This window comes from Niallia sp. 03133 (assembly GCF_052663225.1).
This window is the reverse complement of sequence record NZ_JBQTCY010000005.1, coordinates 45914-59232: the sequence shown is the minus strand read 5'-3', so window position 1 is coordinate 59232 and position 13319 is coordinate 45914. Positions and strand designations below refer to the sequence as shown.

General features: G+C 36.9%; 13 protein-coding genes. All 13 read left to right on the top strand.

The annotated features are described in order from the left end of the window. Positions 1 to 96: 96 nt before the first annotated feature. The gene (locus ACTYBU_RS08540; RefSeq protein ID WP_445488876.1) at positions 97 to 2310 is read left to right on the top strand and encodes a S8 family serine peptidase; all 2214 of its coding nucleotides are present in this window, start codon (positions 97 to 99) and stop codon (positions 2308 to 2310) included. Positions 2311 to 3085: 775 nt separating this feature from the next. Continuing rightward, positions 3086 to 3475, top strand: a complete 390-nt coding sequence (locus tag ACTYBU_RS08535) for an ATP synthase subunit I (protein ID WP_445488875.1) — start codon at positions 3086 to 3088, stop codon at positions 3473 to 3475. Between the two features lie 6 nt (positions 3476 to 3481). Then, positions 3482 to 4204 (top strand): F0F1 ATP synthase subunit A, encoded by a 723-nt coding sequence (gene atpB / locus ACTYBU_RS08530; protein WP_445488873.1) that lies wholly within the window; start codon positions 3482 to 3484, stop codon positions 4202 to 4204. Positions 4205 to 4272: 68 nt separating this feature from the next. Further along, positions 4273 to 4485 (top strand): F0F1 ATP synthase subunit C, encoded by a 213-nt coding sequence (gene atpE, locus ACTYBU_RS08525; protein WP_027323467.1) that lies wholly within the window; start codon positions 4273 to 4275, stop codon positions 4483 to 4485. Between the two features lie 106 nt (positions 4486 to 4591). Continuing rightward, entirely contained in the window at positions 4592 to 5125 is a 534-nt protein-coding gene (gene atpF, locus ACTYBU_RS08520) for a F0F1 ATP synthase subunit B (RefSeq protein WP_445488871.1), read from the top strand. Beyond that, positions 5122 to 5658 (top strand): F0F1 ATP synthase subunit delta, encoded by a 537-nt coding sequence (locus ACTYBU_RS08515; protein WP_445488870.1) that lies wholly within the window; start codon positions 5122 to 5124, stop codon positions 5656 to 5658. Before atpF ends, ACTYBU_RS08515 begins: the two co-directional genes overlap by 4 nt. A 24-nt stretch (positions 5659 to 5682) precedes the next feature. Beyond that, complete coding sequence (gene atpA, locus ACTYBU_RS08510; protein ID WP_445488868.1) at positions 5683 to 7191, top strand: F0F1 ATP synthase subunit alpha; 1509 nt, start codon at positions 5683 to 5685, stop codon at positions 7189 to 7191. 32 nt (positions 7192 to 7223) lie between these two features. Next, on the top strand, positions 7224 to 8084 hold the full coding sequence (gene atpG / locus ACTYBU_RS08505) for an ATP synthase F1 subunit gamma (RefSeq protein ID WP_445488867.1): 861 nt from the start codon (positions 7224 to 7226) through the stop codon (positions 8082 to 8084). A 137-nt stretch (positions 8085 to 8221) separates the two neighbouring features. Further along, positions 8222 to 9637 (top strand): F0F1 ATP synthase subunit beta, encoded by a 1416-nt coding sequence (gene atpD / locus ACTYBU_RS08500; RefSeq protein ID WP_445488865.1) that lies wholly within the window; start codon positions 8222 to 8224, stop codon positions 9635 to 9637. A gap of 21 nt (positions 9638 to 9658) precedes the next feature. Beyond that, the gene (locus ACTYBU_RS08495; RefSeq protein ID WP_445488863.1) at positions 9659 to 10066 is read left to right on the top strand and encodes a F0F1 ATP synthase subunit epsilon; all 408 of its coding nucleotides are present in this window, start codon (positions 9659 to 9661) and stop codon (positions 10064 to 10066) included. Between the two features lie 423 nt (positions 10067 to 10489). Further along, positions 10490 to 10726, top strand: a complete 237-nt coding sequence (locus ACTYBU_RS08490; RefSeq protein ID WP_445488861.1) for a DUF1146 family protein — start codon at positions 10490 to 10492, stop codon at positions 10724 to 10726. 209 nt (positions 10727 to 10935) lie between these two features. Continuing rightward, positions 10936 to 11685 carry a YwmB family TATA-box binding protein gene (locus ACTYBU_RS08485; RefSeq protein WP_445488859.1) on the top strand — a complete coding sequence of 250 codons (750 nt, stop codon included), beginning with the start codon at positions 10936 to 10938 and terminating at the stop codon, positions 11683 to 11685. A 33-nt stretch (positions 11686 to 11718) separates the two neighbouring features. Continuing rightward, the gene (gene murA, locus ACTYBU_RS08480; protein WP_445488857.1) at positions 11719 to 13026 is read left to right on the top strand and encodes a UDP-N-acetylglucosamine 1-carboxyvinyltransferase; all 1308 of its coding nucleotides are present in this window, start codon (positions 11719 to 11721) and stop codon (positions 13024 to 13026) included. Positions 13027 to 13319 lie beyond the last annotated feature (293 nt).

Sequence of the window (13319 nt, the reverse complement as noted above, 5' to 3'; positions counted from 1 at the left end):
TGATAAGTGAAACGATAAGCAGTATCCTCCCAAAAATGAATTTTCCCAATTTTTATATAGATAGGATAAATGTGAATGCCTAAAGGAGACACCATCATGAGGAAAAACATTATACTAATAGCTTTATGCACTCTCCCTTGGAACAATAATATATATGCTGCCTCAATAGATCTCCCAACGATTCCAAAGGAAAATCTAAATGAGCAGAAAATAGCAATTATCAAAACAGAGGACAATCTTTCAAATAATGAGATAGATCATTTGTTGTCTACGTTCAAAATGATAAAAAAAAGAAATGTGTTTCATGAAGTTTTTAATGGGTTTTCCGTTGAAGGATCTATAGCAGAGTTGAAAAAATTATCGGAAAATCATGCGGTTGAAATGGTATCACCTGTACAAACCTATAAAGTGGAAATGGAAAATCCGGTACAGCTAATAGGTGCAGAAACAATTAAAGGAAATATAAATCTTTCCTATCCATATTTAACTGGAAAAGGAATAAAAATAGGAGTGATTGATACAGGCATTGATTATAAACATCCTGATTTGCAAAGAAACTATAAAGGAGGGTGGGATTTTGTTGATCATGATAAAAAACCGATGGAAACAGTTGGGGAAGGGGAAAAAAATACAATGCACGGGACCCATGTTGCAGGGATTATTGCAGCTGACGGAAAAATAAAGGGTGTTGCTCCAAAAGCAGAGATTATTGCTTACCGTGCACTTGGACCAGGAGGGTCTGGAACAACGGAACAAATATTAGCAGCGATGGAACAGGCGATAAAAGATCGAGTGGATATTGTGAACCTTTCATTAGGAAGTGATATAAATGGACCAGATCTTCCGATAAGTTTGGCTTTAAATAAAGCAGTAGAAAAAGGGATTGTTGCAGTTGCTGCAGCAGGAAATGCAGGACCTGCTGAATGGACTGTTGGATCGCCTGGGACGGCAAGCAAAGCTATATCTGTGGGGGCCTCTACGCCAAATGTAAAAATCCCATATATTAAGATAAATAACAAACTGCTACTGTTAAATAGTATGAAAAATAGTGAGAGTTGGAATGGAGCCACCACGATGGAAATGATTGATGGTGGTATTGGAAAGAAAAAAGAACTGCAGGACGTGAAAGGAAAGCTGGTTTTAATGGCAAGAGGCGAATTAACATTTACAGAAAAGGTGATGAATGCTTATAAAAATGGGGCGAAAGCTGTATTAATCTCTAATAATATAGATGGTCCGCTGATTGGAAGTTTAGAAAAGAAAATATCTATTCCGGTTGCGGGTATAACGAAAGAAGAAGGGGAAATATTAAAACAAAAAATAAAAATTGGTTCTCTGTATGTTGATATTAAAACAATGTGGGAAAAGGATAGACTGGCTGACTTTAGTTCAAGAGGTCCTGTTACAAATACGTGGGAGATAAAACCAGATGTACTTGCTCCTGGGGTTGTGATAAATAGCACAGTCCCAGGAGGATATATGACACTCCAAGGAACTAGTATGGCAGCGCCGCATGTAGCAGGGGCATGTGCTTTATTATTGGAAGCACATCCAAATTGGACGCCAGAAGAAGTTAAAGCAGCTCTTATGAATACTGCCAAGCCCATATTGGATCGGGAGAATCATCTATATAGAGTATATGAACAAGGAGCAGGCAGAATTCAAGTGGATGAAGCAATTCAAGCGAATGTGCTGATGATCCCCGGTTCCATCCGTTTTGGAAAGTTTCGGTTGATTAACCACCTTCATGCGCATACAGCTTTTATAAAAATCAAAAATGTCGGGAGCAAAAAGCAATACATCTCCTTTTCTATACCGAAGAAAACGAATGGTTTAAGCTGGAAAATGCCACTTTCTTTGTCTTTGCAGCCAGGCGAAGCAAAAAATCTTCCCTTAACATTGATGATAGACAGTGAGTTGTTTAAAGGAAAGCTCCAAGATGGGACAATTAAATTAAGAGCAGGGAAACAGCAAATGCATATTCCTTATTTATATGTGTTGGAAGAGCCTGATTATCCAAGGATAATGGGATTCGACTTAGTGAAAAATAAAAAGGAGAACTGTTATGAATATGAAGTTTATTTGCCTGGAGGAGCAGAAGAGTTTGGCATCGCCTTATTTGAAAAAGAAAGCTTGCGGTTTGTACAATTTCTAGATTGGAGAAAAGATGTAAGAAGAGGTTTGTTAAAAGCAAAAATCAAAAAAGAAAACATTCCGAGTGAAGGAAGTTATATGGTAAAAGTATTCGCCAAAAAGTCAGGGAAGGAAGATATGATTCATTCCTATTTATTCATAGAAACAAAAAAATAAAGTAAACTTTCATTAGTGGGGGTTTTTCCTCATCCCCCACTGATGGTTAGTTGCGCTTATCGGACCTTTACTGGCAGTTATCCCCCACCTAGCTTCCTCGATTTCTCGGCATCTTGAGATGGGGGTCTTACTGCCCGTTAAGAGTGGGATAAAAGGAATTCGCAAATATAATAGAAGAAACACAGTTTATCGGTAGTAGACAAGACATGTTTTAAGGCTGGTAGAAAATAATCTAAAAGAAGAAAGGAGTTGGGAATTTGAGGCAAAAGCACTTTCCGCCAGTCTGTAAAGAAGAAGACATATTTTCTATTATTTAAGGAATTTATTCCTTTAAAAAGGAATCTTTTATTAAAATTCTTAAAAGTATGTGAATTAATTCTCTATCACCTAGAAAAATAGCTGATTCATGTTAAAATAGACTATGTTATTAAAACGGAGCTTTCGATAGCTATGTTAGTAGCGTTTTGCATGTTTTTTGAGAGTATCCGTTTACAATAATAGTATCATGATTATATTGTGAAATATATGATTGTAGCGTTTTCACGTTGTTAATACTAATTGACATTGACATTAGCTTATTGTATGCTTACAAAGGGGAGAATGACAGGGTTTTCAGCTTTTTTTTCTTAAAGAATTCATGCAATTTTCTAAGGATTGCATTGTTTTTTGGGATTTACTATTTTCTACTGTGCATTTTACTAGGAATAGGGCTGTAAATGCTGTATCTTACTTTACCGAAATTGTAGAAAGAAAGTGATCAGGAGATTGGCTAATTATGCTTGAAATTAGGCTGATGCTATCAAGACAAATTAAATACATATCCGTATTATTGTCTTTATATTTAATAGGGTGGGCTTTGACTCCGTTCCAGCCGGTTTTTTTAGGGCTGATTATTGGAACTGGTTTAAGCTTTTTTAACATGTATTTACTAGTAAGAAGAATGGGGAAATTTAGTAAAGCAGTCGATGAAGGCAAAAAAACAGCTTCTTTAGGCATGCTGTCAAGGATGGCAACCGCTATACTTGGTGTGGCGATAGCCATGGAATTTCCTGAACATATTCATCTTATTAGTGTGGTTATTGGATTAATGACATCTTATGTGGTCATTATGATAGATTTCTTATTAAATACTATTCGAATAGGTAGTAACAAAAAAGAGAGGTGAACATGATTGGAACATAAAGAACCAATATATCATTTGTTTGGCATCGATTTTTTGCAGTTTAATTTAGCAAATGTATTGATGATTACCATTGCAAGTGCAATAGTATTTCTTATAGCAGTACTCGCAACACGCAAGCTGGCGCTGCAACCTACAGGTCTCCAGAATTTTTTGGAGTGGGTAATGGATTTTGTGAAAAATATCATCAACAGTACAATGGACTGGAAAGATGGCGGAAAATTCCATGTTTTAGGAATTACAATATTATTTTATATCTTTGTATCAAATATGTTAGGGCTGCCTTTTTCAATTGTTCTACATGGGGAGCTTTGGTGGAAATCACCGACTGCAGATCCTACCATTACATTAACATTAGCGGTAATGATTATTGCCCTGACCCATTATTATGGTATTAAGCAAAAAGGATTTAAAGAATACTCTAAAGGTTTTTTCAGCCCGATGAAGTTTTTATTTCCTTTGAAAATTATAGAAGAGTTTGCAAATACTCTAACTCTTGGTTTGCGTCTTTACGGTAATATCTACGCAGGTGAATTGCTGTTGTCCCTTTTAGTAGGTTCATTGGCAGCTACTGGGATTGCAGGTTTTATCGCAGCTATTCCTTTAACGCTTGTGTGGCAAGGTTTCTCCATATTTGTTGGCACAATTCAAGCATACATCTTTACAATGTTAACAATGGTTTACATGTCTCATAAAGTTAGTCATGACCATTAATATATACCTTTTTTCATAAAAGGCGAAACTAAAAAATATATGATTTTTATACTTTAGGAGGAAAAATAATGAATCTTATAGCAGCAGCAATCGCAATTGGTTTAGCAGCAGTAGGTGCAGGTATTGGTAACGGATTAATCGTAGGTCGTACAGTAGAAGGAATTGCTCGTCAGCCAGAAGCACGCGGTTTACTACAAACAACAATGTTCATCGGGGTTGCTTTAGTAGAAGCACTACCTATTATCGGAGTAGTTATTGCATTTATGGTATTAAACCGTTAATTAATAAAGTTATCTTATGTGGCGAAGAGAATCTTCTATAAGAACTTCGCCTTTCCTTTATGTCTTAAAATGTAATAATGGTTGAGTTTTGAAGGGAGTGAACCAAGTGTTAACGAACAGTTTAGTTCTGGGAGCTGCAGAAGCTGCATCCCATGAAGGAATAAATGGTGGAGATATATTATTTCAGCTGGTTATTTTTATCGTTCTTCTCGCTTTATTGAAAAAAGTTGCTTGGGGCCCATTGATGGGAATCATGAAACAAAGGGAAGAATTTGTTGCTAATGAAATAGCATCAGCAGAAAAAAGCCGCAAAGAGGCTGCAAATACGCTAGAAGAACAGCGTGCACTGCTAAAAGAAGCTAGAGTAGAAGCACAAAACCTAATAGAAAAAGCGAAAGCTCAAGGTGATGCACAACGAGAATTAATTATTGCTGATGCGAAAAAAGAAGCAGAACGTGTAAAAAGTGCAGCGCTTCTTGAAATCGATCAGCAAAAAGAAAAGGCTGTTGCAGCAATTCGCGATCAAGTATCGTCACTATCTGTATTAATCGCTTCAAAAGTTATTGAGAAAGAATTAACAGATCAAGATCAAGAGAAGCTGATAAATGATTACATACAAGAGGTAGGCGAAAAACGATGATGGATATAGGAGTTTCAAAGCGGTATGCTTTAGCCCTTTTCCAAATCGCAAAAGAGAACGGTAACGTAGATCAATTGGAAGAGGAAGTTCGTGTTGTTAAAACATTATTTACTGCTTCATCTGACTTACATCTAGTTTTTAAATCTCCTAATATTTCATTAGAGAAGAAAAAAGAGTTAGTAAAGAATGCTTTCGCTCAGACAAGCAGCTCTTTGCAGAACTTATTGATGTTATTGATAGATCGTCATCGTGAAGACTATATTGCAAGTATATGTGATCAATTTTTATTTTTAATAAATGAAGAAAAAGGGATTGCGGATGCAAAGGTCTACTCTATACGACCATTATCAGATGATGAAAAAAGAGCAATTTCTGCTGCTTTTTCAGTAAAAGTGGGCAAAACATCGCTTAATATAGAGAATATAGTAGATTCCAACCTTTTAGGTGGAATAATAGTTCGAATCGGAAATCAAATTTTTGACGGCAGTCTGCAAGGCAAATTAGACCGTCTACAACGAAAATTACTAGGATAGTATTTCTAGATAGGGGTGAAACGCATGAGCATCAAAGCGGAAGAAATTAGTGCTCTTATAAAAAAGCAAATTGAAAATTATCAATCGGAAGTTCAAGTTAGTGAAGTCGGTACGGTTATTAGTATTGGTGATGGTATCGCGCGTGTGCATGGACTGGACAATTGTATGGCTGGCGAGCTGGTTGAATTTTCAAATGGCGTAATGGGATTAGCGCAAAACTTAGAGGAAAGCAATGTTGGTATCATTATCCTTGGACCTTTCTCTGATATTCGCGAAGGCGATGAAGTTCGTCGTACAGGCAGAATTATGGAAGTTCCAGTAGGGGAGGAATTAGTAGGTCGTGTAGTGAACTCGCTTGGACAGCCTGTTGATGGGCTTGGTCCAATTAATTCAAGTAAAACAAGACCAATTGAATTTCTTGCACCAGGAGTTATGGATCGTAAATCTGTTAGTGAACCGCTTCAAACAGGTATTAAAGCAATTGACGCGCTTGTTCCAATTGGGCGTGGACAGCGTGAGCTTGTTATCGGGGACCGTCAAACAGGTAAAACATCTGTAGCCATCGATACAATCTTAAACCAAAAAGACCAAGATATGATTTGTATTTACGTTGCAATAGGTCAAAAAGAATCTACAGTACGTAATGCGGTTGAAACACTTCGCAAGCATGGTGCCCTTGATTATTCAATCGTAGTAACAGCATCAGCGTCTCAACCAGCTCCGTTATTATATTTAGCTCCATATGCTGGTGTGGCAATGGGTGAAGAATTTATGTATAACGGAAAGCATGTATTAATCGTATATGATGATTTATCCAAGCAGGCTTCTGCTTATCGTGAACTTTCATTATTATTACGTCGTCCTCCAGGCCGTGAAGCATATCCAGGGGATGTATTCTATTTGCATTCTCGTTTATTAGAACGTGCTGCGAAATTAAGTGATGCGAAAGGCGGCGGATCGATTACAGCTCTTCCGTTTATCGAAACACAAGCTGGCGACGTATCTGCATACATCCCAACAAACGTAATTTCTATCACAGACGGACAGATTTTCTTACAATCTGATTTATTCTTCTCTGGGGTACGTCCAGCGATCAATGCAGGTTTATCTGTATCTCGTGTTGGGGGATCAGCACAAATTAAAGCGATGAAAAAAGTTGCTGGAACTTTGCGTCTTGATCTTGCTTCTTATCGTGAGCTAGAGTCGTTTGCTCAATTCGGATCTGACTTGGATAAAGCAACACAAGCGAAGTTAAACCGTGGTGCACGTACAGTAGAAGTGCTGAAACAAGATTTAAATAAACCATTAAAAGTGGAAAAACAGGTCGCTGTTTTATATGCATTAACACGTGGATTCCTTGATGATATTCCGGTTCATGATATTAGACGTTTTGAAGAGGAATTTTTAAATTGGTTAGATCACAACCGCAAAGATTTGTTAGATCACATCGTGTCAACAAAGGAACTTCCATCTGACGATGATATGAGTGCAGCTATTAACGAGTTTAAAAAATCGTTTGTAGTTTCTGAATAAGAAGACAAACTTATGAATGGTGGTGAGAACCGTTGGCATCATTACGTGATATAAAATCTCGTATTAACTCTACAAAAAAAACGAGCCAAATAACAAAAGCCATGCAAATGGTTTATTCAGCGAAAATGAATAGAGCTATTTTAAATGTGAAAGCATTTGCTCCATATATGACAAAAGTGGAAGAAGTAACACATTCCGTTGCCTTAGGAAGCTCTGTTGCGGCACATCCGATGCTGCAGAGCCGTCCAGTCAAAAAAACAGGATACATTATTATTACATCAGAACGTGGACTTGCTGGTGCTTATAATAGTAATGTTTTAAGAAAGCTCGGCCAAACAATTAGAGAGCGTCATCAATCAAAAGATGAATATACGATCATTGTTGTTGGGAGAATAGGCAGGGATTTCTTGGTGAAACAAGGATATAACGTTATTTTAGACGCTGCTGGAATTCCCGACCTTCCTGATTTTTTAGATATAAAAGATGTTGCAAGCAAATCAGTTGGAATGTTTGCAGATGGAACATTTGATGAATTGAATATCTTTTACAGCCATTATGTGAGCGCGATACAACAAGACGTGGTGGAGAAAAAACTTCTTCCGCTGACTGATTTGGATCGTTCTGAAACAAAGCTTACTTCCTATGAGTTTGAGCCATCAGCAGAAGAAATCTTAGATGTTTTGCTTCCTCAATATACAGAAAGCTTAATCTATGGTGCATTGCTTGACAGTAAAGCAAGTGAACATTCTGCTAGGATGACGGCAATGAAAAACTCAACAGACAACGCGAAAGAGATCATTGACAACTTAAGTTTGGTTTATAACCGTGCACGACAAGCAGCGATTACACAAGAAATTACAGAAATTGTTGGTGGAGCTGCTGCATTAGAATAGATTCTTAAGAATTAGGAAAGAGGATGTCTTTTCAACAAGGATTCAGGCCATTGCGTATTTCTATAAGAAGTGCGTAATGGATTGCTAATTGCTTGTTTGGACACCAATGTTTAAGAGAAGGTTTAGGAGGGAATATAATGAGCTTAGGACGAGTTCTTCAAGTTATGGGACCAGTTGTTGACGTTAAGTTCGACGGAGGATATTTACCGGATATAAACAACTCATTAAAAGTAGTTCAATCTTCTGATAATGATGCGAATGTCGAATTAACACTTGAAGTGGCCCTTCATTTAGGCGACAACACAGTTCGTACGATTGCAATGTCTTCTACAGATGGGATTACGAGAGGAACACAAGTAGAAGATTCTGGAAAACCTATTTCCGTTCCTGTAGGGGACGTTACACTAGGTCGAGTATTTAATGTTTTAGGAGAAACAATTGATTTAGATCCAAAAATTCCTGCTGACGCAAGACGTGATTCTATTCATAGAGAAGCTCCTAAGTTTGAACAGCTTTCAACTCAAGTTGAGATATTGGAAACTGGTATTAAAGTTGTTGACTTGCTTGCTCCTTATATTAAAGGTGGAAAAATTGGTCTATTCGGAGGAGCGGGAGTTGGTAAAACTGTCTTGATCCAAGAATTGATTAATAATATCGCACAAGAGCATGGTGGTATTTCTGTTTTTGCTGGTGTTGGAGAGCGTACTCGTGAAGGAAATGACCTTTACTTTGAGATGACTGATTCCGGCGTTATCAAAAAAACAGCGATGGTATTCGGACAAATGAACGAGCCTCCTGGTGCACGTATGCGCGTTGCATTAACAGGATTAACAATGGCGGAATATTTCCGTGATGAACAAGGTCAGGACGTTTTATTCTTTATCGATAATATCTTCCGCTTCACACAAGCAGGTTCTGAAGTTTCTGCCCTTCTTGGACGTATGCCTTCAGCGGTTGGTTACCAGCCGACACTTGCTACGGAAATGGGTAAATTACAAGAACGTATTACATCAACAAATGTAGGTTCAGTAACATCTATTCAAGCAATTTATGTACCCGCTGATGACTATACAGATCCAGCGCCTGCTACTACATTTGCTCACTTAGATGCAACAACAAACCTTGAACGTAAATTGACGGAAATGGGTATTTATCCAGCAGTTGATCCATTAGCATCCACTTCTCGTGCATTATCTGCTGAAATCGTAGGAGAAGAGCACTATAATGTTGCGCGTCAAGTACAGTCTACATTACAACGTTATAAAGAATTACAGGATATCATCAGTATCTTAGGGATGGATGAATTAAGCGATGAAGACAAACTTATTGTACACCGTGCAAGAAGAGTTCAATTCTTCCTATCACAAAATTTCCACGTTGCTGAACAGTTTACAGGTCAACCTGGTTCTTACGTACCTGTAAAAGAAACAGTAAAAGGATTTAAAGATATTTTAGATGGAAAGTACGACAATCTTCCTGAAGATGCATTCCGCCTTGTAGGACGTATTGAGGAAGCTGTTGAGAATGCAAAAAAAATGGGTGTTGAAGTATAAACATAATCAGGAGGGGTAGAAATGAAGACGATTAAAGTCAATGTAGTAACTCCTGATGGCCCGGTGCATGAATCAGACGTTGAAATGGTTATCGCAAAAGCAGAAAGTGGAGAATTAGGGATATTGGCAGGCCATATCCCGATGGTAGCGCCTTTAAAAATTGGTGCCATCCACTTGAAAAACGGAAAGTCTTCTGAATATATTGCTGTAAACGGCGGAATACTAGAAGTACGTCCAGAACAAGTAACCGTACTTGCTCAATCTGCTGAAACTGCGGAAGAAATTGATTATGATCGTGCTTTACGAGCTAAGGAGCGTGCCGAAAAAAGAATACATGAACAAAAAACGGAACATGTAGATTTTAAACGTGCAGAACTTGCTCTTAAACGTGCAATGAATCGTATATCCATTGTTGAAAAAAAATATTAATTTGTTTTATACCTCTCTATTAGCTTACATAATAATAGAGAGGTGTTTTTTTGTGGAAAAATATCTAATAGAAAGAAAACTGCATTACATCAGCTTTCGGCAAATGTTTGATTTTCTATTTTGCTGCATTCTTTTGAAACTTATTGCTCAACCAACGGAACTCTGCTTCTTCCAAGGCTTTACGCCTCGAAGTACACAGATTTTTAGTCTATCAGGGGTTTGTGCAAATGATACTTTTTCTACACTTTCATTTCAATTTTCTATCTTTTTTTTACAAATTAATAAAGAAGGTTCAATAAGGAATAATAGTAAGGTTTAATAGTAGAAAAGAAAAATAAAAAAGATGAAACCTTTTAAGAGGTCAACTCGTCAAATAAGAGTTAGTATATAAGGAGTAGTATGGAATTGGAGGATGTTTTTTAGATGATTTCAAATTTTGGACAGCAAGCGCTGCTTAGCATCATCTCACATGTTATTTTTATTGCATTAGCATGGTGGGCATTACAATCCTTGAATTTTGATAAATTCCTTCGTGCAAACAAAGTATTTCAAGCAAGAGTTTTGTATGTATTACTATCTATTATTATTGGATCAATTGTAAGCAATTTCTTTTTAGATTATTTAACATGGTCGCAGCAATTGCCATTAATTATGCAATAAATACATACGAAGAAAAAATTACCAGTAAAATATGGGTCTTCATACATGTTTTCAATTGGCGATTTTTTCAGTACAATTCAAATTGCGTGTGCATAAAAGATAGTATGTCCTATGATGAAAAATATATTCTTGTCAAAAAGTGACGACAATTCCTCCGTATGCAATCCTTCTCCATGGAAAGAATGGTAAGTAAGGGGGAGGAATTATAAATGAAAAATAATATATTTTATATGACGTTGGCTATCTTAATGGGTTTGGCTGTTTGGACATTTGGGAATAACACCATTAATGCGCAGAAACAGCTTGATTTGTTTACTATAAATGATTTGCTGAGAAATGAGAAAGATATCAAGGTCAATGAATGGTCTCTAAATGCAAGAGAAAAATTAGAAAATGTCAAAACAATGGAAGATGCGAAAAAGTATCAAGATTCAATTAGCAAAAAATTCCCGTCAGCAAAATGGAAAGAAACGAAGAGTCGACAAAGCTGGCAAGTAAAGGCTTTGCTTCCTTCTAATGAAAACATGGAAGAAAGCATAATCATTTCTACCTCATTAACAACAAAAACTTCCCAATCATATATTATTTATGAAGCAAAAGGGAAGGAGTTAAAGGCCAAAACAAATAAAAAATTGCAGGTGGAAATACAAAAAAATATTTCTTCCATATTTCGAGGAAAACCTACAATTTTCTCTTGTATAAAAGGCGAATTCAATGATAAGATTAATGAGGCTTTGCCTTATTATGTAAACCATTTGCTAAGTACTTTTCAAGCAAAACAAATTGAGGCGTTAAAAGAGAACGAATTTATTTCTACATCTGCATATACACCGATATTTGATGAAACAATTCACAATAGTAAAGAGGCAATGAATTTACAATTAGGAATAAGAACACAAGGAATGGGTGGTAAAACTACCATTGTAGTTGGCACACCCATCATAACGATTGAATATTAATATAGAGATATTGGACGCGGAGGGGAATACACTTTGGATAAAATCATCGTCCGCGGCGGAAAAAGGTTAAATGGAACGGTTAAAGTAGAAGGCGCAAAGAATGCCGTTTTGCCTGTAATCGCCGCTACATTATTAGCAAGTGATGGAAAAAGCATAATTAAATCAGTTCCAACTCTTTCGGATGTTTATACAATTAACGAAGTACTGCGTTTTTTAAATGCAGAAGTACAGTTTAATAACGGTGAGGTAGTTGTAGATGCATCACAAGAGTTAAAAGTGGAAGCACCTTTTGAATATGTTCGTAAAATGCGGGCTTCTGTTTTAGTAATGGGATCACTGCTTGCAAGAAACGGAAGAGCGAGAGTTGCATTGCCAGGTGGCTGTGCAATTGGTTCAAGACCAATTGATCAACATCTTAAAGGCTTTGAAGCAATGGGAGCAAAAGTTCAAGTTGGTAACGGTTTTATTGAAGCATCTGTTGAAGATCGTTTACAAGGTGCAAAAATCTATTTAGATTTCCCAAGTGTTGGGGCTACAGAAAATATTATGATGGCAGCAACTTTAGCAAAAGGTACAACAATCCTTGAGAATGTAGCGAAAGAACCAGAGATTGTAGACTTAGCTAATTTCTTAAATAAGATGGGTGCGAAAGTTAGAGGAGCAGGTACTGGTACAATTCGTATTGAAGGGGTAGATGTATTATTTGGAGCAGAGCATACTATTATCCCAGACAGAATTGAAGCAGGAACATTTTTAGTTGCCGCTGCCATTACAGGTGGAGATGTCCTTGTACAAGGTGCAGTTCCAGAACATTTATCTTCATTAATTGCAAAAATGGAAGAAATGGGTGTTGTTTTTAAGGAAGAAGATGACGGCATTCGTGTAATTAGTGCGGTAAATTTGAAAGCAGTAGACATCAAAACAATGCCGCATCCAGGATTTCCAACAGATATGCAATCACAAATGATGTCATTGCTGCTTCGTGCTAAAGGAACAAGCATGATTACAGAAACTGTTTTTGAAAACCGTTTTATGCATGTAGAAGAATTTAGACGTATGAATGGCGATGTAAAAATTGAAGGGCGTTCTGTTATTATGAATGGACCAACAAATTTACAAGGTGCTGAAGTTGCAGCAACTGATCTTCGTGCTGCGGCTGCATTGATTCTTTCTGGTCTTGTTGCAGAAGGCATCACACGCGTAACAGAGCTTAAGCATTTAGATCGCGGCTATGTTAATTTCCATCAAAAGCTAGCTGGACTAGGTGCGGATATTGAGAGAGTAACGGAAGAAGAAGAAGTGACATTAACTGCATCTTATGTTGCTGATTTAAATGCATAATAATTTTTAACTGCAAATTTTATTTATCTAAATGGAGATAAATAAACCTTGCAGTTTTTTTTGTATAGAAAAGCCCTTTAGACTGTTAAAATACGCTTTTGCTGCTTACTTATATAAAGGGATGACTTAAAATGTAGAAAGGAAAAGGAATGGTCACAGAGTGGCTGTTTTGCGTGTAGAGCAGCTTTTTTCAATGTGCAGTAAATTAATAATAAAATCTGTTAGTTTATGGGATAACGTTGAAGAGTATGTATCAATGTTTTGCACAGCTATATAGGATCACAAGTATCCAT